This window comes from Janthinobacterium sp. EB271-G4-7A (assembly GCF_020858075.1).
Lineage (GTDB): Bacteria > Pseudomonadota > Gammaproteobacteria > Burkholderiales > Burkholderiaceae_D > Janthinobacterium > Janthinobacterium lividum.
This window is the reverse complement of the sequence record NZ_JACYMI010000001.1, coordinates 2,289,463-2,314,547: the sequence shown is the minus strand read 5'-3', so window position 1 is coordinate 2,314,547 and position 25,085 is coordinate 2,289,463. Positions and strand designations below refer to the sequence as shown.

The window sequence follows — 25,085 nt, the reverse complement described above, 5'->3', positions numbered from 1 at the left end:
TCTTTATCGTTTCTTGATGTGTTATTCGTAGCGCAATGCCTCGGCCGGCTTGACCCGCGCGGCGCGCCAGCTCGGGTAGATGGTCGCCACCAGCGCCAGACCAAAGGCGATCAGGCCGATCTGCGCCACGTCCAGCCAATGCACGTCGGACGGCACGGCGCTGATCTGGTAGATTTCCTTCGAGATGAAGTGCAGGCCGAAGATGCCTTCGATGAAAGGCACGATGACGCCCACGTTCAGCGCCAGCACGACGCCGCCGATCACGCCCAGCGCGCTGCCCAGCAAGCCCACCAGCGCACCCTGGATCATGAAGATCTTCATGATGGAGAATGGCGAGGCGCCCAGGGTGCGCAGAATGGCGATGTCGGCCTGCTTGTCGGTGACCGACATCACCAGGGTCGAGACGAGGTTGAACGCGGCCACGGCAATGATCATGCTGAGGATGATGAACATCATGTTCTTCTGGCTTTGCACCAGCGCATACCAGCTGGCGCTGGCGCGCGACCAGTCGCGCATCCACAGCTGGCCCGGCATCGAGGCTTTCAGTTCGCGCGCCACCTGCGGCGCCTGGTTCATGTCATGCAGGCGCAAGCGCAGGCCGGACGGGCCATCGAGCTGCAGCAGCTGCTCGGCGTCCTGCATGTTGACAAAGGCCAGGCTGCCATCGAGTTCATTGTGACCGGCCTCGAAGATGCCGGCGACCATGAGCGCGCGCATGCGCGGCATGACGATGCCATTGGCCGGGTCGCCCGCCCTCGGCTCGCGTTCCAGCATCAGGGTGACGTTCTGCCCCACTTTTACGTCGAGGGCCTTGGCCAGGTCGATGCCCAGCACGATGTTATAGGAACCTGGCGTGAGATCCTTGAAACTGCCCTGCTTCATCTGGGAGGCCACGCTGGAGACGGTGGCTTCCTGCTGCGGCAGCACGCCGCGCACGACGGACGGGCGCATGGTTTCGTCGTTCAGCAGCATGCCCTGGGTTTCCACGAACGGCGACACGGCCTTCACTTGCGGGTTGGCGTAGGCGGCGCGCTCCTGCGCCTGCCAGTTCGGCATGGAGCCGCTGGTATCGAACACCTCGACATGGGCCAGCACCGACATCAGGCGGTCCGTGACTTCCTTCTGGAAGCCGTTCATGACGGACAGGACGACGATCAGGGCGGCCACGCCCAGGCCGATGCCGGCCACGGAAATGAGGGAGATGAAGGAAATGAAGCTGTTGCGGCCACTGCGTTTCCCGGCGCGCGTATAGCGCACGCCGACCTGCCACTCGAAGGGAAATTGTTTGATGATGCTCATGCGCTCCCGCGACAACGATGATATGCGAGCGCGCAGTGTGCCACACAATGGGCATTTCATGCATCAAGTCTGCGTGAAACAGCGCACGCCGGCCCTATTTTTCCTCCTGCGCAAGGCCGAACACGGCCAGCAGCTGCCCCGCCAGCGCATATTGGCGCATCTGCGCCAGGGTCAGACGGTGCAGCTGGTCGATGCGCCGCTGCTGCACCGTGAAATAGCTGTCGCGCGTCTGGATGACCTGCTGCAGGTTGCGCCGTCCCGCCTCATACTGGATGGTCCCGCCGCGCACGACGAAGGCCAACTTCCTTTCCTGCTCGTCGAGCAGGGCCAGGGTGCGCTGCGCATTGGCGATGCGCGGCAGCATGCTGGCCAGGTCGGCGCGCGTGCCCTGCTCGGCGCGCGCCACGTCCGCATCGGCCGCCTGGGCGCGGCTGATGCTCTCGTCGCGCTGCGCCAGGCTGCCGCCGCCGAGCGGGAATTCCCAGCTCACGCCGACCGACCAGCCCCGCTGCTGGATGGTCGAGGGCGGCGGCGTGGTCTTGTTATTGAGCAGATGGCTGACGTTCAGGTCCACTTTCGGCGCCAGGGTGGCCGCCACGCCGCGCACGCGCAGCTGGGCCGCCGCCGCCCGCTCGCGCGCGGCGCGCAACTGCGCCTGCTGCGTATCGGCGTTTTCCAGGGCTTGCGCCGGCAGCGGCGCAAAGGCGAAATCGGCAAACTGCGCCACCGGCTCGAAGGCCAGCGCCTCGAGCTTGATGCGCGCCGCCTGCTGGTCCGTCAGCAAGCCGTCGTGCACCAGTTCCGCGTCCAGCTGCGAACTTTGCGCCAGTTCGCGGTCCACTTCCGATGATTTGCCCAGTTCCGCCTGGCGCGTCACCTGCCGCACCAGCTGCGTCACATCGCGCAGGCGTTCCTGCGATTGCATCAGGCTGCGTTCCAGGCGCTGCATGTCGAAATACGCTTCGGCCAGTTTTTCCGCGCTTTCCGCGCGTGCCCGCTCCACGTCGAAGGCGGCGCCCGCCATTTCGCGCTCGGCCGCATCGAGTTCGGCGCGGTCGGCGCCGCCGTTGTACACATTCCAGCGCACGCTCGCTTCCACCTGGTGCGTGCGCCGTTCCACGTCCAGCGCGCCATCGAGGTCATTGCTGCGCCCCCGCGTCGCCTGCAGTGCCGCAGTCGGGAACAGCCGCGAGCGGGCCTGCTTGTAGCGCGCTTCGGTGGTGGCCAGCGCCGCCTGCGCCGCGATCACCTGCGGGTCGCGCGGCACGGCGCGCGCCAGCAAGGCGGGCAAGCCGCGCGTGGACTGCGCCTGGAAAGTGGCCGGCGGTGCCGGCTGGGCCACCGCGTTTGCGCAGGCGAATGCCATGCAAAGTAAAAAAGCACGCATCACCGCTCCTGCAGGGAAGACTGCAAGCCGCGCAGCACGGGCTTGAACACATATTGCAGCACCGAGCGGCGCCCCGTCAGGATGCCCACGTCGACGGGCATGCCAGGCGTAATCGGCAGCACCTTGCCGTGCGCCGTCAACTGGCTGCGGTCGGTACTCAGCTGCACCTCGAAATACGGCTCGTTGCGTTCATCGGGAATCGCATCGGCGCCCACGCGCACCACCTGCGCCTGCATGCGTCCATAGGTGGTGGCGTCATACGCCAGCACATTGGCCGAAGCGCGCTGCCCCACGTGGATAAAACCGATGTCCGACGGTTTCACGCGCACGGAAATCAGCATTTCCGAATCGGCGGGCACGATTTCCAGGATAGGTTTGCCCGGCTGCGCCACGCCGCCGACCGTCGCCACCAGCACGCGGTTGACGACACCGTCGACGGGCGCCGTCACATCGCGCCGGCTCACCTGGTCCTGCTGGCCTTTCACGGTGCTGGCCAGGGCTCCCGCCTTGGTTTCATATTCGCTGCGCTGGGCACCCCACTGGCCGCGCATGCGCGCTTCCACTTCGCCGGCCTGCGCCTGCGCCTCGGCCAGGGTGGCCGCCAGGCGCGGCACGGAAGCGCGCAGGCTGTCGAGTTCCGTGCGCTGCTGCTGCACGCGCTGCTGCGCATTCAGGTAGTCGCCGCGCGAACCGGCGCCCTCCTTGAACAGGCGTTCCTCGATCGACAGGCTTTCCAGCGCGATCTTCAGGCCCGTATCGAGTTGCGCGATGCGGCTGTGCGCCTCGGCCAGCTCGCCGCGCCGCCGCGTCACGCCTTCGCGCGCGGCCGCCGTGGCCGACGCGAACTCGCGCTGGCCATCGCGCCACAACTGCGTTTCCTTGGCGATCAGCTCGGGCGCCTCTTTCTGCCATTCCGGCGCAAACCGGGGAGTACCACCGGACAGCAGCGCATCGAGGCGCGCCCTGCCCGCCAGCGCGGCCAGGCGATTCTGCACGCTGGCGCCCAGGTTGGCCTCGTACTGGGCCGTGTCCAGGCGCAGCAGCAAGTCGCCGCGGCGCACCCGCTGGCCCGGCTTCACCAGCATTTCGCGCACGATGCCCCCTTCCAGGCTTTGCACTTCCTGCAGGTGCGACGGCGGCGTGATGGCGCCGCGTCCATTCACGGACACGTCGAGCTGGGCGAAGGTGGCCCAGACCAGCACCAGCACCAGCAATACGGCGATCAGCGCCAGCATGCGCATGACGATGCGCTGCGGTTCGCGTTCCGGGTCCGGGTGGGCCGCTGGCAGCGGACGGGCGTTCAGGGCGCTCATGCCGTGGCTCCCTGTCCCACCGCAGGCTTGGCTGCCTGGCTATTGAGCACGCGCATGACCTCATCGCGCGGGCCGTCGGCCACGATGCGCCCCTTGTCGAAGACGATCAGGCGGTCCACCAGCGCCAGCATGGCCATGCGGTGCGTGACGAGCACGATGGTCGTATCCTTTAATGTACGCAGGCGGGCGATCAGGCGCTGCTCGGTGGCCGGGTCGAACATGCTGCTCGGCTCATCGAGCAGCAGCATGGGCGGTTTCACGAGCAAGGCGCGGGCCATGGCCACGGCTTGGCGCTGGCCGCCGGACAGGCGTTCGCCCCGTTCGCCCACTTCCGTCGCCACGCCGTTGGGCAGCTGGGTGATGATGTCATCGAGGCAGGCCAGGCGGATGGCATCGAGCAGGGCCGCATCGTCGGGCTGGCTGCGTCCCAGTTCGATGTTTTCGCGCAGGGTGCCGTGGAACAGGGTCACGTCCTGCGGCACGTAGCCGATCTGGCGGCGCAGGCTCAAAGGCTCCAGCTGGGTGCTGGACAGGTCGTCGAACAGTACGCTGCCGCTTTGCGGACCATACTGGTTCAGCAGCAAGCGCAGCAAGGTGCTCTTGCCGGAACCGAGCTTGCCGATCACGCCGACCCGTTCGCCGGGACGGATGTGCAGGTTCAGTTTATCCAACAGCGGCGGCGAATTCGGGTAGGCAAAGCCCACGTCGCGGAACTCGATGCGCCCGGACAGCGGGGGCGCCTGCAGGCTGGCCAAGTCATCATCGGTCGGCGCTTCCATGATCTTGTTCAGCGCGTGGTAGGACAGCTTGGTCTGTTCCCAGCGGATGATCAGGCCCGCGATCTGGCTCACGGGCGCCAGGGCGCGTCCCGTCAGCATGCTCACGGCGATGATCTGGCCCAGGGTCAGCAGGTGTTCTCCCATCAGCAAGGCGCCCGTGGCCACCACGGCCACGCCGGACAGGGCCAGCACGGCCGTGTTGATGTAGTTGACGCGACTGACGATTTCGCGCGTCTCGACGCTGTTGGCGGCGATGGCCACCGTCAGGCTTTCCCATTTGCGCCGGCTCCAGGCTTCGGCGCCCAGCGCCTTGATGGTGTCGAGGCCATTCATGGTTTCAAACAGGTGTGCCGTGCGCTGCGCGCTTTCCTGCATCGAGGCGGCCACGTGGCGCGCCAGGGCGGCGCGCGAGGCAAAGGCCACCAGCAGCAGGATCGGGATGACGGCCAGCGGCACGAGCACCAGCCAGCCGCCGACAAAGGCGATGACCAGCAGGAACAGCAGCAGGAACGGCAAGTCGCCCAGGGTCGTCAGGGTGGTCGAGGCAAAGAATTCGCGCACGGATTCGAAATCGCGCACGGTATTGGCCAAAGTCCCCCCGGAGGCGGGACGGCTGGCCGCGCGCAGGCGCAGACACTGGGCGAAGATGTTCGACGAGAGCGCCACGTCCATGCGGCGCGACGCCGTTTCCACCAGTTCGCCGCGCAGCAGGCGCAGAGCCAGTTCGAAGCCCGTCAGCACCACCACGGCAATGGTCAGCACCCACAGGCTGGACGTGGCATTGTTCGGGATCACGCGGTCATACACGGCCATCGCATAGAATGGCACCAGCGCGCCGATGACGTTCAGCACCAGCGTGCCCAGCAGGGCCCAGCGAAATACCCAGCGGTTGCGGTTGAAGACATCCCAGAACCAGCGTCCCGCCACGGGCATGCTGTAGAGCAAGCTGCGCTGGTCGAAAAACATCACGGGCCGCACGGCCACCCAGCGCCCGGCGGGCACTTCCAGGGCCAGCGCGGCCGCATCGAGCCAGGAGGTGCCGGCGATGCCGGGCACGTGGCATTCATATTTACCATCGGCAATGCTCAGCACCACCAGCGCCTGCCCTTCCCCATTGAGCAGCAAGGCCGGCATTTCCGTCGGACGGCGCGGCTTGTCCATGGGCAGCGCGGTGCCGGCCAGGCTGGCATGGCTGAGCGCCTGGTCGAGAAAATCGGCGGCGGCCGGGTCGCCATGCGCGGTCACGCTGGCGCGCAGGCGCTCGGCTTGCACGCCGGTGCCAAGAAGGCAGGCCAGGAAGACGATGGCGTCGGCAAGCGTGTCAGCGCAGGCGGTGGATGGGGAAGCGTCGACGGCGGCGTGCGCGGCAGAAGGTGGCGTCATGATGAGCTCAAATCCGATCTCAGACAGTTGCAATGAACAGTGAGGAACTATTGTCAAGGTCGCGCAGTGGTGGTTTGCAGAAACATTGTGCCATAGTAATAACAGCTATTCAGAATGATGTTGTGAAAAAATAAAAACTGCGGTGCGTCTTGACGGACGCACCGCAGCAGAAACTACCAAGTCAATACCACTGCTGCCGATTTATACTGCGCCAGCCTTGCGACGGCGCGCCATGAAGCCCAGCAGGCCCAGGCCCGCGACCAGCATGGCCCAGGTTTGCGCTTCCGGCACCGGCGACACGCTGAGCAAGGTTTGCGAAGCCGGGTTGACGCTCGTCAAGCTCGTGTAGCTGTACAGGTTCTGGATGGCGCCATTGCCCGTGGCAACGCCCAGCATGGCGTTGGCCTGGCTGACGACGGCATTGCTCAGGTTTTTGAAGCGCAAGTCGCCCGTCAGCAGGTTCGTGTTGTCGTTATTCAATTCCCACAGTGCCAGCTGGAAGGCGGCGGCGCTGTTGGCGCTGGTCGACACATTCGCGATGGACGAGGCGTAATACCCTTCATACAGGCGCTTGACGGAATCGCTGGCGGCAAAGGCGCCGCTGCTGTAGCTGTTCGAACTATTGCTCAGTGCGACATGGGGATCGAGGCAAAACGCCAGGAAAGTGTTGCTGTCGTATTTGACTTCCCACAAGGTCGGCGAGATGGCGTTGCCCGAGCCGAAGGCGCCGCCGGCAGCCGTAAACAGGCTGACGCTGTGCGAATCGACGACTTGCAGGTTGGAGGCAGCCAGGGCGCTGCCGCTGGCGAGGGCGAACGTGGCTGCGGCGATGGCGCCGCGAACGAGCAGGTGCATGGATTGTTTCATGGTGGTTTCCCTATTTCTGTTATGTAAGATGTAAGTGTGGAAAGCGCCGGCGCCCCGTGACGGGTGCGCCGGTGCGGCATTGCCGGGCAGGATTACGGCCCGGCAAGGGACATCAGGCAGCCATTTCCTGGGGCTGGGCATTCGCATGGGCCATGGCGCGGCGCAAGGCTTCGGCCATCTCGCACTGGGCCTGGGCTTCGGCGGCCGGAGCCGCCGGGGCGGCAGCGACCGTGTTGACCGTGCCGTCCTGGCCCAGCACCACGTCGAGCGTGCTGTCGTCGCGCAGCAGGTCGGCCATGCTCGGCAAGGTGATGCCGGCCTTGGCCGCATCCTTGGCGTCGACGTTGAAATACACGTCCGTCATGTCGACCGTCTTGCCGTCGGCCAGGGTGGCGCTGCTGCGCTCGAGGTGCAGATTACTGTTGGCGTCGAGGAACGGCAGTTCCGTGTAGCTCACCGTCAGGCTGGCCACGCCGGCGTCGTGCAGCGACATCAGCTCGCCATCGTCCGTCACGCCATTGCTGTTGGCGTCGCGCCAGATGCGCAATTCGGCAAACTTGTCATCGTGCGCATCGACCACGCCGTCGCCGTTCGAGTCATAGCTGGACAGCTTGGCAAAGCCCGTGCCCTTCTCGTTGCCGCCGAACAGTTCCGAGATATTGTCGATCTTGCCATTGCCATTGCTGTCGATGGCCAGCAAGCCGTCCTGGGCCGAGACCCAGCCCGTCTGGATGGCGCTGCCCGTGCCCAGCAAGTCGAAGCTGCCGTGGAAGTCGGCGCGGGCGATCGTGTGCACGCCGTCACCGTTGATGTCAATGACGATGGGCGTGATGGCCGCATCCCAGCTCATGTCGTTCTGGCCCGACGCCAGTTTCAGGATGTCCGTGTAGACCACGTTGGCCAGGGTGCCGTTGCTGTTGACGTCCGAATCGATGTTGTCGTTCGTGCCCACGTTCTTTGCGCCCCAGCGCCACGTATCCATGGCGTAGCCGGCGTGATACACGCCCGACTTGTCGAACTTGAGCGAATAGCTGCCCGGATCGAGGTTGCTGAACAGATAGTTGCCGCTGGCATTCGTGTAGGTGGTAGCCAGCAAAGCGCCGCTGCCGGAGTACAACTGCACCTTGATGTTGGCGATGCCTGCCTCGTTGTAGTCCTGCACGCCATCATGGTCGGCGTCGCGCCATACCTTGTCGCCCAGGCTGGCCTTGCGGTAGATGCCCGCATCCCAGCTCATGTCGTTCTGGCCGGCGGCCAGGTTGATCAGGCCGGAACGCCCCGTGCTCGTATCGACGTCGGAATCGGCCGTGTCGCTGCCCACATTGGCCTTGGTGTAATAGAAGCCCGATGGACGGACGACTTCCACCTTGTAGCCGCCGGCGACCAGCTTGTCGAACAGATAATTGCCACTGGCATTCGTCGTTGTCGTGGCGATGATCTGGTTACTGGCATTGAGCAGGTTGACCTTCACGCCCGCCACACCCAGTTCGCCCGCATCCTGCACGCCGTTGTAGTTATTGTCTTCCCACACGCGGTCGCCGATGCTGCCGGTGACAGGCGCGCATTTGACCAGGCCGGCATCCCATTCCAGCTGGACATCGCCCGATTTCAGCGCGATCCAGGTAGTGGTGAGGCCGGTGGCCGGATTGACATCCGAATCGGTGGCGTAGCCGCCCACATCCGCCTTGGTGAAGGTATAGCCGGCCGGTGGCACGAAGCCCAGATAGTAATTGCCGGGGACCAGGTTGCTGAACAGGTAGTTGCCGCTGGCATCCGTGGTGGCGCTGGCCACCACGGCGCCTTGCGCGTTGTACAGGTTGACTTTCACGCCGCCGACACCCGCTTCGCCCGCATCCTGCGTGCCGTTGCCGTTGGCGTCAAACCACACGCGGTCGCCAATGGCAGCCGTTTTGTACAAGCCCGCATCCAGGTCCTTGTAGTTCTGGCCGGCGGCAACCGTCACCAGGCCGCTCTGGCCTGCGGCATTGATGTCGCTGTCAAGCGCATCATTGCCGCCCGCATCCTTGACCGTGGTCAAATAACCTGGCGGCGCGACGACGGCGATCGAATACGTACCCGGATCGACATTGAAGTTGTAATAGCCGGTGGCGTCCGTCAAGGTCGAGCCGATCACGCTGCCGGCCGCGTTTTTCAGCTGCACCGTGACGCCGCCGATGCCGGCTTCGCCCGCATCCTGCACGCCGTTCAAGTTGGCATCATGCCAGACGCGATCGCCCAGGGAGGCCGGCAGCGCAACGATGCCCGCATCCAGGCTATGGTTGCTGTCACCGGAAGCAAGCAGCACTTGCGCCGTCTTGCCATCGATGGCGCTGGCATCGGAATCGCGCTGGTCGTCGCCGCCCTGGTCCTGGCCCGTAAAAGCGTAGCCGGCTGGCAAGGTGGTTTTATCGAACTGCACGCTGTAGGCGCCCGGCTTCAGATTCGTGAACAAATAGTTGCCATTCGCATCCGTCACCAGCGGGCTGCCGACAGGGTTGCCCGACGCATCGAGCAAGGTTACTTTCACACCTGCGGCGCCCGCTTCACCCGCATCCTGCACGCCATTCTTGTTGGTATCGAACCAGACCCGGTCGCCCAGCTCGGCCGCGCGGTACAGGCCCGCATCGAGGGTCAGGTTGGTCTCGCCCGGCGCCAGGGTGACGGGCGCCATCTTGCCGCTGGCATCGATATTGCTGTCCTTGCCCGTATCGCCGCCCTGGTTCGCTGCCGTCGGCACATAGCCGGCGGGCGCCACCACGGTCACCGAATAGGTGCCCGGATTGACGTCGAAGTGGTAGCCGCCGGTCGCGTCCGTCGTGGTGGAGGCCACCACATTGCCGGCCGTATCCTTGAGTTGCACGACTACATTGGCGATGCCCGCCTCGCCCGCATCCTGCACGCCGTTGGCATTCTTGTCTTCCCACACGAAATCGCCCAGGTGGGCCATCGGCACCTTGAAGGTCAGGTAATGGGGCGCCAGGCTCAGGTCTTGCGCATTGCAGCCTTCCGTGCCGCCATCATCGCGCACCTTGAAACCGAGGTCGAAGTCGCCGGCGACGGTCTGGCTCGGCACGAAGACCAGGTGGCCCGCGCGGATATCGTCGATGGAAATTTCCGTGCCCACCGCGACGGCCACGCCATTCAGCAAGACCTGGCCCGCCGTGGTGGTATTGGTGATGACGACGGACTTGAAGCCGTTGTTCTCGACATCGTCGTGGAAGCCGAAATCGCTTTCGCTCAGCACGACGCTGGCGCCGTCGACCAGGGTGAAGGTCTTGTCGGCCGCATCGGGCGCGTCATTGACGGGATCGATGATGACTTGCAGGCTCAGCTGGACGATGTCGCCATTGCCCTTGTCGATCGTTACCTGGATGGTCGAGAAGTTGCCGTTGTAGTTGGCGGCCCAGTCGCCGGGGCGCACGTACACGGTGTCCGCGTCGAGCATGCCGAACAGCGGCGTGTTCTCCGTCGATTCCGTATCGTCCGGCAACAAAACCGTAAAATTCTTGATATTCAGTTCGCCTTGCACCGAGTAGCCGGCCTGGATCAGCAGGTCGCGGATATCGAAATTCTTGTTGATGTCTTCGCAGACGTGGACCGTGGTCGACAGGTTGTACGTAGTCATGCGGCCTCCTGACGGCATGCCACGGCGGCGGCAGGAGCGGAAATACGGGGGGCCAGGGCGCAATCAGCCTGGCCGCGCAAAGCGGCGAATGTATACATAGGTGGGCTTCCAAGAAAGAACTTGTTTAAAAAATGAAGCCGGCAGATCTTGTATACAGTTTCGAGGGACACAGGAGCCAGACGACGCAACCACGCAGCAGGGGGTGATTGTATTTCTGATATTTAAGTTGTCGCAATTATATCCAATATATTTTCAAAAGCAAATTAATTTCCATCATATCTAATAAAATTTTTATAATTTTTGTGCATTTCCAGCGCCGCCGCTGCTGCCGTCGCGGGCCTGAAAATACATACGCCTTCTCGGCCCGCACCACAATCGCCTACAATCTCGGGATGAATCAACTTACCCTCGTCTTGCCCTTCGCCTTGCCCAATGCCGAACTGGCTGCCGACCTGCTCAAGGTCTTGCAGGCGCCCGCGCTGGCGGCGCTGCTGTCGCGCACCTCCGATTGCAATTTAGAAACCTTTGACAATGCCAACCGCCTGCTGCCGCACGAAGCGTGGCTGGCGCATGCCTTGGCCCTGTCGCCCGCGCCCAATGGCGAGGCGGCGCAAGCGGCCTTTGCGGCTCAGGCCATGCGCGGCTACGGTCTCGTGCCGGAACCGGGCGCGCGCTACTTCCTGCTGCATCCGGCCCACCTGGCCATCGCCCGCAGCCATATCAGCCTGGAAGACTTGCGCCAGCTCAAGCTGAGCGAGGCCGATGGCCGCACCTTGTTCGACACGGCGCGTCCGTATTTCGACGAAATCGGCCAGCCCCTGTCATATGGCGACGCGGGCACCTGGTTCATGCGCGCCGATGGCTGGACCGATTTGCAGTGCGCCACGCCGGATGCCGCCACCACGCAAGACCTGTCCGTGTGGATGCCGGAAGGCGAGCATGCGCGCGCCGCGCGCCGCCTGCAGAATGAAGTGCAGATGCTGTGGCATGAACATCCGGTCAACGCGACGCGCGAAGAACGGGGTTTGAAAGCCATCAACTCGTTCTGGATCTGGGGCGGGAGCCTGGCCACGGCGGCATCTGCACCGGTACCTGCGCGCTGCGCGGCCAGCCTGCATACGAAGGACGCACCGGGCTGGCTGGCCGCGCTGGCGGAACCGGCGCAGCGCGATGCCAGTCCAAACAGTGTGCTGGCAAGCCAACAGGACGCGATTGTCGTGCTGGGCGGATTGACCGAAGCGGCGCAGGCGCAGGAATGGGGCATGTGGCTGCAGCAGTTGCAAGCGCTGGAAGCGGACTGGTTCGCGCCCCTGCTGGCGGCCCTCAAGGATGGCCGCCTGGGCCAGCTGCGCCTGGTGCTGAGCCACCGCGACGCCTGGCTAGCCTGCACCACCAGCAAGCATGCGCAGCGCAAATTCTGGCGCGCGATTACCCTGAACAAGTTGAAAGCATCATGACCCGTACCCGCATCGCCACCCGTCCCTGCCCCTACCGCGAATCCGAACTGCTGCGCCAGGGCGGCATCCACCCCGTGCTGGCCCGCTTGTACGCGTCGCGCGGCCTGTCAGACGCGAAAGAGCTCTCGATTGAGGCAAAGGACTTGATACCGCCGTCCGGCTTGCTGCACATCGGCGCGGCCGGCGTCTTCCTGGCCGACGCCATTGCTGCCAAGAAACGCATGGTCATCGTGGCCGATTACGATTGCGACGGCGCCACCGCCTGCGCCGTGGCCATCCGCGGCTTGCGCGCCATGGGCGCCGACGTCGATTTCATCGTGCCCAACCGTTTTGAATACGGCTATGGCCTGACGCCGGAAATCGTCGAGCTCACTGCCCGCGAAAAGTCGCCCGACATCATCATCACCGTCGACAACGGCATCGCCAGCATCGATGGCGTGGCCGAGGCCAACCGGCGCGGCATCCAGGTGGTCGTCACCGACCACCATTTGCCGGCCGATACCCTGCCCGACGCGGCCGTCATCGTCAACCCGAACCAGCCCGCCTGCGGTTTTCCGTCGAAACACCTGGCGGGCGTGGGCGTCGTGTTCTACGTCTTGCTGGCCCTGCGCGCGGAAATGCGCCGGCGCGGCATCTTCGATGCGCAAACGCAACCCAAGCTCGACAACCTGCTCGACCTGGTGGCGCTGGGCACGGTGGCCGACGTGGTGCGCCTCGATACGAACAACCGCATCCTCGTCGCGCAAGGTCTCAAACGCATGCGCAAAGGCAATATGCATGCGGGCGTGGCGGCGCTCTTTCGCGTGGCGGGCCGCGAAGCGCGCAGCGCCACGCCGTTCGACCTCGGTTTTGCCCTGGGACCGCGCCTGAATGCGGCCGGCCGCCTGCAGGACATGTCCCTGGGCATCGAATGCCTGGTCACGGACGACGAAGGCCGCGCCTGGGCGCTGGCCCAGCAACTCAACGACATCAACCTGAAACGCCGTGAAATCGAGGCGGAAATGCAGGATACGGCCCTGCTGCACCTCGATGCTTTCGAACCGGCCAACAGCAGCACCATCAGCGTCTTCGACGAATCCTGGCACCAGGGCGTGATCGGCATCGTCGCCTCGCGCCTGAAGGAAAAATTCTATCGCCCGACGATCACGTTTGCACCAGGCGCGGACGGCTGGATCAAGGGTTCGGGCCGCTCGATCCCCGGCTTCCACTTGCGCGACGCGCTCGACCTCGTGTCGAAACGGGCGCCCAGCCTGATCGACAAGTTCGGCGGCCACGCCATGGCGGCTGGACTCACTATCCGCGCCGACGCCTTCGACGCCTTTTCACAGGCCTTCGAAGCCGTCGGCCAGGCCTGGCTCAGCCAGCAACAGCTGGAACGGGTCGTGGAAACGGACGGCCCGCTGGAAGACGCCTACTACACGACGGCCTTCATCGAACTGATGGACGGCCAGGTGTGGGGCCAGGGCTTCGCCCCGCCCGTCTTTTGCGATGAATTCCGCGTCGTCAGCCAGCGCATCTTGAAAGAGCGCCATTTGAAACTGCTGCTGGAAAAGAACGGCGTGCGTTTTGATGCCATCTGGTTCGGGCATACGGACGCACTGGGCGAACGCACGCGGGTCGCGTTCAGGCTCGATGCGAATGAATACAATGGCACGACCAAAGTACAACTTATGGTGGAGCACGCCGAGCCTGTGTAGTGACACCTGACACAACCTGCTGCGCGTCGGCATAGGTCGCCTGCGATGCTCACCGTACTGGAAGTACGGTTGCGCTTGTTGGCCATAAGGGGGCGCCGAGCCTCACTGCCGCTCGCTACGGTTTGGTCAGGTGCCGTGAGGTTTGTGGCCTTATTGCTGTATCTCAAACTTCTGTGGAACAAAGTGATATCAAATCACGGCGATAACCGACACATGCCTTCCCCATCGGAAAGCTATACAGTCCCATGTTGACCGGCCTGAACCACCTCACCCTGTCCGTGCGCGACCTGGCGCGCAGCGTGGCCTTTTACCGCGACACCTTGGGTCTGCGCCTGCATGCGCGCTGGGACAGGGGCGCGTATCTGTCGGCCGGGGATTTGTGGCTGTGCCTGTCGCTGGATGGACAGGATACGGCCGCGCTGGCCAGCCCGGCCTATACGCACTACGCGTTTTCCATCGAGCCCACCGACTTCGCTCCGTTTGCCGCCCGCCTGCGCGCCGCCGGCGTGCCCGAATGGCAGCAAAACCGCAGCGCCGGCGAATCCCTGTATTTTCTCGACCCGGACGGCCACCGGCTGGAAGCCCATGCTGGCAGCCTTGCGCAGCGGCTGGCGGCCTGCCGCGCAGCGCCGTATCAGGGCATGGTGTTCGAGGATTGAGAGAGGCAAGATCGCATATTCAGTAAATTTGTTAAATTCATTATTGCACAAAAAAATCAAGCACCGTGATTGTAAAAAAACACCGTCGCGCCTCGATACACCTCTGATAACCTTGCTTTTAAGACTTAATCAGGCTGACAAGGTTCCATCCATAGGCAAATTTGCCACATTTTATTGCATAAATAAAAATATTAATTGAAAATAGTTAACATTTATTTGGCAAATTCACTAAAATCGATGACGCATCAGGAAATTCCCAATGATGCATGATCAGTTTTGAGGGCAAACCCGTCGAAAGGCGGGGACGCAAAGCCACCGGCCTACCGCGCGCAAGCGCCACGGCAGCGGGGCTGCCAATGCAGGGCCGGGACCGCCAGCGCGCGGCGCCAGCTTGGAAGCATTGTCGAGATGTGGCCCTCGCCCAACTCGGAGAGTTTCGCCATGAAAAAAAACATTCCCCCGCATCACCGTCACGGGCGCCTGCTGCTGGGCGCCACAGCCGCCCTCCTGCTGGCCGCTTGCGGTCCCGGCCAGGAGACATCGACACCGCCTGCCGCCATCGCCACGGCCGCGACACAGTTCACTGTCGAGGTGCCCGTCATCCCTCCCGCCGTCGGCGCGCTGGTGGTGCAACCGATGTTCCATGCGGCCCCGGCCCTGCTCGATGCGCCTGACGGGCGCGACAGTGCCAACAGCAGCGGCTCGGCCCACTGGCGGCCGCACTTGCAAAACGTGCCCGGCGCCATGCGGGAAATGACCACGCGCCGCCTGACGGCACAAAAAATCGCCGCCTCGGAACAGGCGGCACAGGATATCGCCCCCTTGCTGGACGGCGGCGCCAGCGACATCGCCGCGCCCATGGCCGGCAGCAGCGTGGTGGCGACCTATTCTCCCGCGCAAATCCGCGCCGCCTACGACTTGCCCGCCCTGCCGGCGGCCGGCACGGCGCTGACGCCAGCCCAGGCGGCCCAGCTGGGCGCGGGACAGACGATCTACATCGTCGACGCCATGCACAACCCGAACGCGGCGGCCGAACTGGCCATCTTCAACCAGAAGTTCGGCTTGCCCGGCTGCACCACCAAGGCTATCGCCACGAATGCCACCCTGCCCCTGCCGCCCGCCCCGGCCAGCGGCTGTGAATTTTCTGTTGTCTACAACACGCCATTGAGCACCATGACGGCCACGGCGCCCGCCTATAACTCGGGCTGGGCCATGGAAATCGCGCTCGACGTGCAGTGGGCGCATGCCACGGCGCCGCTGGCGCGCATCGTGCTGATCGAGGCCCCCGACGCTTCCATCAACAGCCTGCTGGGCGCCGTGCGCCTGGCCAACCTGATGGGGCCTGGCGTCGTGTCGATGAGCTTTGGCGCCGCCGAAGGCAACTGGACAGCTTCCGTCGACAGCGCCTTCACGGGCAAGAACATGAGCTACCTGGCCGCCACGGGCGATTCGGGCAGCGGCGTGTCCTGGCCGTCCGTGTCGTCCAACGTGCTGGCCGTGGGCGGCACCACACTCAGCTACAGCGGCAGCGGCGTGCGCAGCGAAACGGCCTGGTCCGGCACGGGCGGCGGCATCAGCGCCTATACGGCACTGCCCACCTACCAGACGGCCAGCGTGCCCGGCCTGACCAACTTGCTGCGCCGCAACGTGGCCGACGTGGCCTTCAATGCCGACCCCGCCACGGGCCAGTACACGGCCGTGATGACACCCGGCAGCAGCACCGCCAGCTGGCTCAGCATCGGCGGCACCAGCCTGTCCACGCCGCAATGGGCCGGCCTGGTCGCCATCGCCAACGCCAGCCGCGCGCTGCAAGCGAAGACGGCGCTCGGCTTGCCGCACAGCATCTTGTACGGCCAGATCGCCAGCGTGCCCGGCACTTTCGCCAGCAGCTTTGCCGACATCACGCGCGGCAGCAACGGCACGTGCAGCGTGTGCACGGCCAGGGTCGGCTATGACCCGCTGGGCGGCCTGGGCACGCCGAACGTGAAAAGCCTGCTGGCCGGCCTGTCGGGCACGCAGACCCCACCGGCCGCGCCCGTAGTGGCGCCGGCCAGCATCAGCGGCGCGGCCGGCAAGCCGCTGTCGTTTACCGTCTCGGCCAGCGCTTCGAATCCACTCAGCTACACCATGCTGGGCGCGCCGGCCGGCATGAGCATCGCCGCCACGGGCGTGGTCAGCTGGGCCGCCCCCACCGCGGGCACGTATGCCGTGACCATGGTGGCCAAGGATACCGTCAGCGGCCTCAGTGGCCAGGGCGTGTACGCCATCGTCATTACCCCCGTCGCGCCGCCCGTCGTGGGCGGCGGCGCCATCACGGGCAAGGTTGGCACGGCCCTGGCGTTCAATGTCAGCGTCTCCGCCCCCAATCCCGTCAGCTACACGCTGGGCGGCGCGCCGGCCGGCATGACGATCAGCAGCGCCGGACTGGTGAGCTGGGCCGCCCCGGTGGCCGGCACCTACGCCGTCACCGTGACCGCCACGGACAGCAAGACTGGCTTGAGCGGCAAAGGCATCTATACGGTGGCCATCGCCGCCCCGCTGCCCCCCGTCGTGACCGTGACCAGCGTGAGCGGCAAGCCGGGCGTGGCCCTGTCGTTCGCCGCCACGACGGTGGCGCCCAACCCCGTCACCTACAGCCTGTCGGGCGCGCCATCCGGCATGGCCGTCAGCGCCGCCGGCGTCGTCAGCTGGGCCAGCCCCGTGCTGGGCAGCTACAGCGTGACCATCATCGCCAAAGATACCAGGACGGGCTTGACGGGCCAGGCCGTGGCCGCAGTGAAAATCGCCGCCGCCGGTCCCACGATCAGCGCCGCCGCCATGACGGGCGTGGCCGGCAAGGCCATGAGCGGCAGCATCGTGCTGACGGCGCCGGGCGCGAACGCCCTGTGGATCTCCATCCTCGGTGCGCCGCTGGGCATGCAGTTTTCCATGAGCGGCATGACCATCACGGCCCGCTGGCCCCTGCCGGTGACCGGCAGCTATGCACTGAGGGTCGTGGCGCTGGACAGTAACGGCTTGACGGCGCAGCTCAACGTCCCCATCACCGTCACGGCCAGATAAGCGAACGCGGCCTGCCAACGGGGCGCACCGGGACACCTGTCCTGGCGCGCCCCGTTTTGCATGCGCTCGGCCGTTGCGAAAAATCCGGAAAAGGAGTATAAATAGTCCATATACAGAGTTTTAACGAAGGACATGCCATGAATCTCGCCTACGCCTACCCCAAGAGCCGCTTCGAACCGGCCGTGCTCGTCGACCTGAATGCCAAAGCCGAGCGCGAGCGGTTGTCGCAGGCGGCATTGAAGGGTTTTTTCAAGCTGGCCGCCGCCTGGAAACTGCGCGACGACGATGCGCGCGAATTGCTGGGCGGCCTGTCCAGCAGCGCCTATTACGAGTGGAAGAAGCACCCGGACCGCGTGCTGGAAGTGGACCGCATCACGCGCATTTCCTACTTGTTGGGCATCTACAAGGCCTTGCACATCCTGTATGGCGACAAGCTGGCCGACGAATGGGTGAGTTTGCCCAACAAGAATCCCGTGTTTGGCGGCCGCACGCCCCTGTCGCAGATGCTGGCCGGCGGCTTGCTGGCCATGCAGACGGTGCGCAAGCTGCTCGACGCGCGCCGCGGAGGGTTGTAATGGTGGCGACCGTCCCGCATACACAGCTGCCGCCGCTGGCCGCCTTGCGCCAGATCGACACTTGCCGTTTGATCCCCTCGCGCTTCGCCGACATGGAAGACTCCGTGCTGGCGCCCCTGGCTGAGGACGACGATCACCTGCGCGAGCTGTTCGAACTCGATAACGCGACGAATGCGCGCCTGGTGGCCGAGTACGGCGGCGCGCCAGGAATTGGCGTGGACGAGCTGGTTTTTGGCGTGCCGCACTTTCGCATCATCAACGCCGCCTACACCTATGCCCGGCCGGAAGGGGCGCGTTTCAACGATGGCGAACGGGGCGCCTGGTATTGTGCCTTCGACATGAAAACGGCGCTGGCCGAGATCATTTTCCACAAGACCGTGGAATACCAGGAAATCGACTATTTCGACGACAGCGTCAATTACCAGTCGCTGCTGGCCGATTTTTCCGCCAGCTTCCACGACTTGCGCGGCCAGGAGCGCTATGCGGCCTGCCTCGATCCGGCCAGCTACATCGCTTCGCAAGACCTGGCCGCCATCCTGCTCGAAGCCGGTTCCATGGGCGTCATCTTCCCCAGCACCCGGCTGGCGGGCGGCACCAACCTGGCCTGCTTCCGCCCTGCCCTCGTGGGCAATGTTCGCAAAGGCGCCGCCTATCGGTTAACATGGCGGGGTACGCCGACGCCGCAGGTGGAAGCCTTGTAAGGCAACGCAAGCGCGCAACGGCACCCGACTCACTGCAACCTGATATTTCGCATGCAAACCAATCCTGAAAAAGACACCGAACTGCGCCTCAAAGTGAACAGCGAAACGGCCCGCCTGGCCTGGAGCGAACTGGAAAAGCACTTCGCCCAGGGCAATGTCGTCTGGGTCGCCAATGAGCTGGATCTGGTCGAAGTGGCCGTGCGCATCTCGCACGACGACAAGGCCACCATCACGCAATGGATGGCCGATGGCAAGGTCGCCAAGGTGTCGGACCAGCAGGCGCTGGACTGGCAGGCCGCCGGCGCCGCGCTGTGGGCCGTCGTCGTCAGCCCCTTCATTCTGGTGCAGCAGGAAAAGCCCACCAGACATTGATGCGTGCACGCTGCGCTCGACGTAAGGAAAATGTGCAGCCAACTAAATTTGGTGCTTAATTTAGTCATCCGATGCTATCATCGGTCTGCCTACTTATGGAGGGCGACATGAACTTTATCAATATTCAACCAATTAGCTACTTGAAGACGAACACCAGCGACGTGGTCAAACAGGTGCTTGAGACGCATGACCCGGTAGCCATCACGGTGAACGGCAGAGTTCAGGCCATTGTTCAAGACCCTGTCAGCTATCAAAAGACTCAAGATCAGCTTGCCATGCTCCGCATCCTTGCTCTCGGCCGTAAGCAGATTGAGGAAGGTAAAATCATTGACCATGATGACGTTGTGGCCCTTCTGGAAGCTGAAGACGGCGACAATTGATTACACAAATGAAAATCATTTGGACGCAGTACGCCTTAAACGATTTGCAAGATATTCGCTCCTATCTGAAGCAGAACGAATCCCTTGCTTTTACCAGGAAGGTGACGCAAGAGATTCTGGCTGAAGTCAATTCTCTCAAAGACTGGAACATGAAAGGTACCTTTGTTCCTGAACTTGACGACCTTCATTTGACGACTCACCGCCAACTGTTGGCCGGCCAGAATCGCATCATCATCGAGTATGGACATAACGATATCGTTTATATTCATATGATTGCCCATGCCAGCCGTGACCTGGAAGCATTGATACGCCATCGCCTGCTCACTGCGTAATGCGGAGGATGTGACAATGCGCAGCAAGCGCATTGTCAGCGCACTCTCAACTTGCCTCAGTGCCCTCCTCCCAGATACGCCGCAATCACCTTCGGATCGGTTTTGAGACTTTCGGCCGGCCCATGCACGGAAATGCTGCCGTTTTCCAGCACGTAGCCGTAATCAGCCACGTTCAGCGCGGCGGCGGCGAATTGCTCGACCAGCAGCATGGTCACGCCTTCCGCCTTCAAGCGCGTGATGATGCGGAAGACTTCTTCCACCAGGATGGGTGCCAGGCCCATCGACGGCTCGTCCAGCAGGATCACTTCCGGGTTCAGCATCACGGCGCGGGCCATGGCCAGCATCTGCTGTTCGCCTCCCGAAAGCGTGCCGGCCAGCTGGTCGCGCCGCTCCTTCAGGCGGGGGAACAGTTCCAGCGCCTTGTCCAGGTCGCCCTTGATGTCGCCTTTCGGGCGCGAGCGCGTAAAGCGGGGGAAGGCGCCCAGCAGCAGGTTGTCCGTCACCGACATCGAGGCGAACACGCGCCGGCCTTCCGGCGAATGGGCCAGTCCGGCACGGGCGATGCGGTGCGAATCGAGGCCCGTGACATCCTTGCCGCCCAGGGTGACGGTGCCGGATTTGGGTTTGAGCATGCCGGAAATGGCGCGCATGGTGGTGGTCTTGCCGGCCCCGTTCGAGCCGATCAGGGTCACCAGCTTGCCTTTCGGGACGTCGAGCGAAATGCCGTGCAGGACTTCGACTTTGCCGTAGGCGGCGTGCAGATTATGAATGGTCAGCATGGTCTTCCTCTCAGTGCGCCGCTGGCGCCAGGGTTTCGGCGCTGCCGCCCAAATAGGCTTCGATCACTTTCGGATCGCTCTGGACAAGCGCGGGCGCGCCTTCGGCGATCTTCTGACCGAAGTCCAGCACCGTCACCACGTCCGACAGGGCCATCACCACATCCATGTGGTGCTCGATCAGGATGATGGTGATGCCGTGCTCGCGGATCTTGCGGATGATGGCCATCAGCTCCTTGATGTCGGGCGCCGTCAGGCCCGCCGCCGGCTCGTCGAGCAGCAGCAAACGCGGGTTGAGGCCCAGCGCGCGGCCGATTTCCAGCAGCCGCTGCTTGCCATACGGCAGATTGCGCGCCTCCTCGTTGGCCAGGTCCGCCAAGCCCACGAACTCGAGGATGCTGGCGGCCCGCTCGCGCGCCGCCGTCTCTTCGCGCTTGTAGCGGGGCGTATGCAGCATCACGTCCAGCACATTCGACTTGAAGGTGTTGTGCAAGCCCACCAGCACGTTCTCGGTGGCCGTCATCTCGCCAAACAGCTGCACGTTCTGGAAGGTGCGCGCCACGCCGCCTAGCGCGATCTCGGACGGCGTGCGGCCGGAGATCACGGCGCCGGCAAATTCCACCCTGCCCGCCGTCGGCTTGTAGATCCCCGTCAGCACGTTCATCATCGTGCTCTTGCCCGAGCCGTTCGGCCCGATCAAGCCGTGCACGGAACCTTGCGTGACGTTCAAGTCCACCTGGTTCAGGGCTTTCAGGCCGCCGAACTGCATCAGGGCCTGGTCCACGCGCAGCAGGGTCGCGCCCTGCTGCCCGCCTTGGGCGTGGTCGAATGGCGCCACGCCGTGCGAAGCGACGGCTTGCACATGGCGCCGGCCCTTGCCGATAAAGCTCATCAGGAAGCCGACGATGCCGTCCTGCAGGTAGTACACGACAAATAAGGTCATCAGGCCGAAGATGGTCAAACGCCAGTCGACCATGTTTTCCAGCTTGTACGAATACGCAGCCAGGCCGATGGTGGCCACCAGGGGCACGAGCACGCCGCGCACGGTGGAGCGCTTCTTCGCCAGCATGAAGGCGGAACCGATCACGCCCAGCACGGCGGCGGCCACGGCGATCTTGCGGAACAATTCGATGTCCGACAGCAGGCTGGGCAGCATGACGACGATCAGGGCGCCGATCAGCGCGCCCGAACGCGTCTTGCGCCCGCCCATGATGACGGCCAGCAGGAACAATATCGTCAGCTCGAAGTTATAGGTATTGGGCGAGATGTATTCTTCCGAATACGCGTACAGGCTGCCGGCCAGGCCCGCGAAACCGGCGCTGATGACGAAGGCATATACCTTGTAGCGGTACACGGAGACGCCCATGCAGTCCGAGGCGATGGGGCTGTCGCGCAAGGCTTCGAACGCGCGGCCCAGGTTTGATTTCAGGATGCGGTGCACCACCACCAGCGAGATCACCAGCAGCGCGGCGACCATGTAGTAGTACTCCACTTCCGTCAGTTTGTGGCCGAACAGGACGGGCTTGTGGATCTTGATGCCCATCGGCCCTTCCGTCAGGAAGCTCATTTCATTGATCAGGATTTGCACGATGGTGCCGAAGGCCAGGGTCACCATGGCCAGGTAGGGCCCCGTCACGCGCAGGGCCGGCAAGGCCAGGATGGCGCCAAACACGGCCGCGCCAAGGATGCTGGCGGGGATGGCCAGCCAGAACGACACGCCCAGTTTGAACACCAGCACGCCCGTGACGTACGAACCGATGCCGAACAGGCCCGCATGGCCCAGCGACACCTGCCCCGTGTAGCCGACGACGATATCGAGGCCGAACAGCAGGATGGCGTAGATCAGGATGGTCTCGGCCAGGTGGATATAGTAGGGATTCGGGATGACGATGGGGAATAGCGCGAGCACGGCCAGGCCCGCCGCGCTCAATGCCAGCATGGTGATTTTCTTGTTCATGTCGTCCTCAGACTTTCTTGATCGCGGCTTTGCCGAACAGGCCGGACGGCTTGATGGCCAGTACCAGCAGCAGGAGCAGCAGGCCGGGCACTTCCTTGTAGCCGGTGGAGATGTAATAGCCGGTGGTGGTCTCGGCGATGCCCAGTATCAGCCCGCCGACGATGGCGCCCACGCCCGACGTCAAGCCGCCGATGATGGCCACGGCAAAGGCTTTCAAGCCCAGCGACGCGCCCATGGTGGCTCCCGTCAGTGTCAGCGGCGCCACCAGCACGCCGGCAAAGGCGGCCGTGGCCGACGACAGCGCGTAGGAAAACGTGATGACCATGCCCGTGTTGATGCCCATCAGGCCGGCCGCGTCGCGGTCGTTGGCCGTCGCCACGACGGCCTTGCCGTAGATCGATTTGCGGTTGAACACTTCGACGGCCAGCATGATCGCCAGCGCGCCGACGATGACGGCCACCTGCATCTGCTGCACATTGGCGCCAAACACCTGGAACGGCGCGGCCGACAGCGGCGACGGGAACATCAGGTCATCCTTGCCCCAGATATTTTCCGCCACATTCTTGAAGATGATGGCCAGCGCGATGGTCGACATGATCCAGCCGAATTCGGACTTGATCTTGATGGCGGGCCGCACGCCTATCCATTCGACAAACACGCCCTGCAAGGCGCCGAAGACGATGACGATGGGGATCATCAACAGATAGCTCATGTAAGGGCCGCCGTGGATGGTGCCCACCAGGGAGAGGCCCACGAGCGCGCCCAGCATCAGGGATTCGCCCTGGCCGAAATTGAGGGTGCCGGAAGTGGCAAAGGTCAGCTGGTAGCCGAAGGCGATGACGGCATAGATCATGCCCAGCGCGATGCCGCTGAAGACGAGCTGCAGGAAGATTTCCATGGTATTCCCCGGAAGACGAAAGATGAAAAAATGGCCAGTCCTGATTCCTCAAGGCTGGCCACTGCGCGGCGAATGTCTGCCAGGCTTATTTCGCGAGGACGACTTTGCCGTCCTTGACTTCACCGAAGACTGTCAGGTCGGCCGTGATCGCCTCATGGTTGGTTTTGCTGAACGGCTTGTTGTAGGTGGTGACGGCGCCTTCCACTTTTTCATTCAGGTTTTCCAGCGCGGCGCGTACTTTCGGACCATCCGTGCCGCCTGCCTGCTTGAAGGCCGCGGCCAGCAGGTAGATGGAATCGTAGCCTTGCGCGGCCGAGACAGCCGACGGCATGCGTCCGCCCGATGGCTTGTAGGCGGCCACGTAGGCATCGATGAAGGCCTTGCGCTTCGGCGTGCTGGCATCCTGGATGAAGGTTTGCGGCATGCGCGTGCCATTGCCGTTCTTGCCCGCGTTGTCGATGAAGTTACCCATGGCCAGGGTCCAGCTGCCGATCAGCGGCACTTTCCAGCCCAGTTTCTCCATGCCGTTGGCGATCTGCGCCAGTTCCGGACCGATGCCGTAGGTCAGCACGACTTCCGCGCCCGCCTGCTTGGCTTTCAGCAGCTGGGCCGTCATGTCGACGTCCTTGATGTTGTATTTTTCCACAACGACGGGCTTGATACCCTTCTTGTCGAGTGCCTTTTCCAGGTCTTCGCGGCCCAGCTGTCCGTAGTTGGTGGAGTCGGCCAGGATCGCCACTTTCTTGAACTTGCGGTTCTCGACCGCCTCATGCACGATCATGCCGGACTGGATGGTGTCATTGGCCGCATTGCGGAAAATGTAGTTTTCCGGCTGGTCGGCGAACTGTTTGGTGACGATGGAGCCCGTCGCCACATTGTTCATGACGGGAATTTTCGCTTCCTGATAGAAGCGCTGCGAAGCCAGGGCCACGCCCGTGTTGATGTAGCCGACGGTGGCGGCAACCTTTTCCTTGTTGATGAGCTCCTGCGCGATCTGCACGCCGCGTTCATTCTTCGCTTCATCATCGCGCTCGATCAGCAGCAGGGAACGGCCCAGTACGCCGCCCTTGGCATTGATCTCAGCAACAGCCAGCTTGACGCCGTCGCGCATCGACACGCCCATTGGCGCGGAACCGCCCGTAAACGGACCGGACACACCGATCTTGATGGGGTCGGCTGCGACTGCCGCCTGCGAGAAACCCAAAACCAAACTTGCCACGAGCAATTTCTGTTTCAAATTCATTGTCATCTCCTCTGATACAACGTTTTTAATGCCACTTATTTTTATAGTCGTACGCTGGATAACCGCCCCATCGATAAATCATTGTAGGTGAGTAAACATGCACCAGCAACAACTACATATGACGCGTCGCAACATGCGGAAAAGCCGCAATTGAAGGCCAGTTGTCAGTCTTTTGTAAGGAAAATATGACGCAAATTGACACAGGTGCTACACCTTGACACACGGTGCATATGTCTGACCTGCGTCAAAAGTATGGCGATGCAATGGTGATATGGTCATTGAACCAGGGTCAACCGGCCATGGCGGCAATCCCTTCCCTACCATG

The 25,085-nt window shown here is 63.5% G+C and carries 19 protein-coding genes and 1 riboswitch; of the genes, 9 read left to right on the top strand and 10 right to left on the bottom strand.

What is annotated here, in order from left to right; genetic code table 11:
- Window positions 1-21: 21 nt before the first annotated feature.
- The 6 genes from IGS58_RS10485 to IGS58_RS10460 all read right to left on the bottom strand — a co-directional run bounded on the left by IGS58_RS10485 (window position 22) and on the right by IGS58_RS10460 (window position 10,653).
- Complete coding sequence (locus IGS58_RS10485) at window positions 22-1,299, bottom strand: lipoprotein-releasing ABC transporter permease subunit (RefSeq protein WP_230521296.1); 1,278 nt, start codon at window positions 1,297-1,299, stop codon at window positions 22-24.
- Window positions 1,300-1,393: 94 nt separating this feature from the next.
- The gene (locus IGS58_RS10480) at window positions 1,394-2,686 is read right to left on the bottom strand and encodes a TolC family protein (RefSeq protein ID WP_230521295.1); all 1,293 of its coding nucleotides are present in this window, start codon (window positions 2,684-2,686) and stop codon (window positions 1,394-1,396) included.
- Window positions 2,686-3,999 carry an HlyD family type I secretion periplasmic adaptor subunit gene (locus IGS58_RS10475; RefSeq protein ID WP_230521294.1) on the bottom strand — a complete coding sequence of 438 codons (1,314 nt, stop codon included), beginning with the start codon at window positions 3,997-3,999 and terminating at the stop codon, window positions 2,686-2,688. The genes IGS58_RS10480 and IGS58_RS10475 overlap by 1 nt, the downstream gene beginning before the upstream one ends.
- Window positions 3,996-6,161, bottom strand: a complete 2,166-nt coding sequence (locus tag IGS58_RS10470; RefSeq protein WP_230521293.1) for a type I secretion system permease/ATPase — start codon at window positions 6,159-6,161, stop codon at window positions 3,996-3,998. The genes IGS58_RS10475 and IGS58_RS10470 overlap by 4 nt, the downstream gene beginning before the upstream one ends.
- 201 nt (window positions 6,162-6,362) lie before the next feature.
- A complete protein-coding gene (locus IGS58_RS10465; protein ID WP_070254198.1) occupies window positions 6,363-7,028 on the bottom strand; it encodes a PEP-CTERM sorting domain-containing protein in 666 nt (221 codons plus the stop codon).
- A 112-nt stretch (window positions 7,029-7,140) separates the two neighbouring features.
- Entirely contained in the window at window positions 7,141-10,653 is a 3,513-nt protein-coding gene (locus IGS58_RS10460) for an SdrD B-like domain-containing protein (RefSeq protein WP_230521292.1), read from the bottom strand.
- Between the two features lie 392 nt (window positions 10,654-11,045).
- Here IGS58_RS10460 and IGS58_RS10455 point away from each other — a divergent pair, with 392 nt between their 5' ends.
- The 9 genes from IGS58_RS10455 to IGS58_RS10415 all read left to right on the top strand — a co-directional run bounded on the left by IGS58_RS10455 (window position 11,046) and on the right by IGS58_RS10415 (window position 19,886).
- Window positions 11,046-12,110, top strand: coding sequence for a hypothetical protein (locus tag IGS58_RS10455; RefSeq protein ID WP_230521291.1), 1,065 nt, complete (start codon window positions 11,046-11,048; stop codon window positions 12,108-12,110).
- The gene (gene recJ / locus IGS58_RS10450; protein WP_092605370.1) at window positions 12,107-13,807 is read left to right on the top strand and encodes a single-stranded-DNA-specific exonuclease RecJ; all 1,701 of its coding nucleotides are present in this window, start codon (window positions 12,107-12,109) and stop codon (window positions 13,805-13,807) included. The genes IGS58_RS10455 and recJ overlap by 4 nt, the downstream gene beginning before the upstream one ends.
- Before the next feature lie 245 nt (window positions 13,808-14,052).
- Window positions 14,053-14,466 carry a fosfomycin resistance glutathione transferase gene (gene fos / locus IGS58_RS10445; RefSeq protein WP_230521290.1) on the top strand — a complete coding sequence of 138 codons (414 nt, stop codon included), beginning with the start codon at window positions 14,053-14,055 and terminating at the stop codon, window positions 14,464-14,466.
- A 271-nt stretch (window positions 14,467-14,737) separates the two neighbouring features.
- Window positions 14,738-14,824, top strand: a riboswitch (cyclic di-GMP riboswitch).
- Between the two features lie 83 nt (window positions 14,825-14,907).
- The gene (locus IGS58_RS10440) at window positions 14,908-17,526 is read left to right on the top strand and encodes a S53 family peptidase (protein WP_230521289.1); all 2,619 of its coding nucleotides are present in this window, start codon (window positions 14,908-14,910) and stop codon (window positions 17,524-17,526) included.
- Between the two features lie 137 nt (window positions 17,527-17,663).
- On the top strand, window positions 17,664-18,101 hold the full coding sequence (locus IGS58_RS10435) for an MbcA/ParS/Xre antitoxin family protein (RefSeq protein WP_034755432.1): 438 nt from the start codon (window positions 17,664-17,666) through the stop codon (window positions 18,099-18,101).
- Window positions 18,101-18,802: an RES family NAD+ phosphorylase gene (locus tag IGS58_RS10430; protein ID WP_099393935.1), complete on the top strand. Its 702-nt coding sequence runs from the start codon at window positions 18,101-18,103 to the stop codon at window positions 18,800-18,802. The genes IGS58_RS10435 and IGS58_RS10430 overlap by 1 nt, the downstream gene beginning before the upstream one ends.
- A gap of 51 nt (window positions 18,803-18,853) precedes the next feature.
- Window positions 18,854-19,174 carry a DUF2288 domain-containing protein gene (locus IGS58_RS10425; protein WP_230521288.1) on the top strand — a complete coding sequence of 107 codons (321 nt, stop codon included), beginning with the start codon at window positions 18,854-18,856 and terminating at the stop codon, window positions 19,172-19,174.
- A 107-nt stretch (window positions 19,175-19,281) separates the two neighbouring features.
- Window positions 19,282-19,554, top strand: coding sequence for a type II toxin-antitoxin system Phd/YefM family antitoxin (locus IGS58_RS10420; protein ID WP_092606866.1), 273 nt, complete (start codon window positions 19,282-19,284; stop codon window positions 19,552-19,554).
- An 8-nt stretch (window positions 19,555-19,562) separates the two neighbouring features.
- Window positions 19,563-19,886 carry a type II toxin-antitoxin system RelE/ParE family toxin gene (locus IGS58_RS10415; RefSeq protein ID WP_230521287.1) on the top strand — a complete coding sequence of 108 codons (324 nt, stop codon included), beginning with the start codon at window positions 19,563-19,565 and terminating at the stop codon, window positions 19,884-19,886.
- A gap of 56 nt (window positions 19,887-19,942) precedes the next feature.
- On the opposite strand, the gene IGS58_RS10410 is transcribed toward IGS58_RS10415, so the two are convergent.
- From IGS58_RS10410 to IGS58_RS10395, 4 genes are all read right to left on the bottom strand, one after another.
- Complete coding sequence (locus tag IGS58_RS10410; RefSeq protein WP_230521286.1) at window positions 19,943-20,665, bottom strand: ABC transporter ATP-binding protein; 723 nt, start codon at window positions 20,663-20,665, stop codon at window positions 19,943-19,945.
- A gap of 10 nt (window positions 20,666-20,675) precedes the next feature.
- The gene (locus IGS58_RS10405) at window positions 20,676-22,619 is read right to left on the bottom strand and encodes a branched-chain amino acid ABC transporter ATP-binding protein/permease (protein WP_070282035.1); all 1,944 of its coding nucleotides are present in this window, start codon (window positions 22,617-22,619) and stop codon (window positions 20,676-20,678) included.
- Window positions 22,620-22,626: 7 nt separating this feature from the next.
- Window positions 22,627-23,517, bottom strand: coding sequence for a branched-chain amino acid ABC transporter permease (locus IGS58_RS10400; RefSeq protein ID WP_034782923.1), 891 nt, complete (start codon window positions 23,515-23,517; stop codon window positions 22,627-22,629).
- A gap of 85 nt (window positions 23,518-23,602) precedes the next feature.
- Complete coding sequence (locus tag IGS58_RS10395; protein ID WP_070254187.1) at window positions 23,603-24,760, bottom strand: ABC transporter substrate-binding protein; 1,158 nt, start codon at window positions 24,758-24,760, stop codon at window positions 23,603-23,605.
- Window positions 24,761-25,085: the final 325 nt, after the last annotated feature.

Excerpts from the sequence above, each read along its gene's own strand:
- IGS58_RS10415 (WP_230521287.1), top strand. The coding sequence starts at position 19,563 with ATGAAAATCATTTGGACGCAGTACGCCTTAAACGATTTGCAAGATATT.
- IGS58_RS10435 (WP_034755432.1), top strand. The coding sequence starts at position 17,664 with ATGAATCTCGCCTACGCCTACCCCAAGAGCCGCTTCGAACCGGCCGTG.
- IGS58_RS10475 (WP_230521294.1), bottom strand. The coding sequence starts at position 3,999 with ATGAGCGCCCTGAACGCCCGTCCGCTGCCAGCGGCCCACCCGGACCCG.
- IGS58_RS10455 (WP_230521291.1), top strand. The coding sequence starts at position 11,046 with ATGAATCAACTTACCCTCGTCTTGCCCTTCGCCTTGCCCAATGCCGAA.
- IGS58_RS10430 (WP_099393935.1), top strand. The coding sequence starts at position 18,101 with ATGGTGGCGACCGTCCCGCATACACAGCTGCCGCCGCTGGCCGCCTTG.
- IGS58_RS10410 (WP_230521286.1), bottom strand. The coding sequence starts at position 20,665 with ATGCTGACCATTCATAATCTGCACGCCGCCTACGGCAAAGTCGAAGTC.
- IGS58_RS10440 (WP_230521289.1), top strand. The coding sequence starts at position 14,908 with ATGAAAAAAAACATTCCCCCGCATCACCGTCACGGGCGCCTGCTGCTG.
- fos (WP_230521290.1), top strand. The coding sequence starts at position 14,053 with ATGTTGACCGGCCTGAACCACCTCACCCTGTCCGTGCGCGACCTGGCG.
- IGS58_RS10400 (WP_034782923.1), bottom strand. The coding sequence starts at position 23,517 with ATGGAAATCTTCCTGCAGCTCGTCTTCAGCGGCATCGCGCTGGGCATG.
- IGS58_RS10395 (WP_070254187.1), bottom strand. The coding sequence starts at position 24,760 with ATGAATTTGAAACAGAAATTGCTCGTGGCAAGTTTGGTTTTGGGTTTC.
- recJ (WP_092605370.1), top strand. The coding sequence starts at position 12,107 with ATGACCCGTACCCGCATCGCCACCCGTCCCTGCCCCTACCGCGAATCC.
- IGS58_RS10480 (WP_230521295.1), bottom strand. The coding sequence starts at position 2,686 with ATGCGTGCTTTTTTACTTTGCATGGCATTCGCCTGCGCAAACGCGGTG.
- IGS58_RS10460 (WP_230521292.1), bottom strand. The coding sequence starts at position 10,653 with ATGACTACGTACAACCTGTCGACCACGGTCCACGTCTGCGAAGACATC.
- IGS58_RS10420 (WP_092606866.1), top strand. The coding sequence starts at position 19,282 with ATGAACTTTATCAATATTCAACCAATTAGCTACTTGAAGACGAACACC.
- IGS58_RS10485 (WP_230521296.1), bottom strand. The coding sequence starts at position 1,299 with ATGAGCATCATCAAACAATTTCCCTTCGAGTGGCAGGTCGGCGTGCGC.
- IGS58_RS10465 (WP_070254198.1), bottom strand. The coding sequence starts at position 7,028 with ATGAAACAATCCATGCACCTGCTCGTTCGCGGCGCCATCGCCGCAGCC.
- IGS58_RS10470 (WP_230521293.1), bottom strand. The coding sequence starts at position 6,161 with ATGACGCCACCTTCTGCCGCGCACGCCGCCGTCGACGCTTCCCCATCC.
- IGS58_RS10425 (WP_230521288.1), top strand. The coding sequence starts at position 18,854 with ATGCAAACCAATCCTGAAAAAGACACCGAACTGCGCCTCAAAGTGAAC.
- IGS58_RS10405 (WP_070282035.1), bottom strand. The coding sequence starts at position 22,619 with ATGAACAAGAAAATCACCATGCTGGCATTGAGCGCGGCGGGCCTGGCC.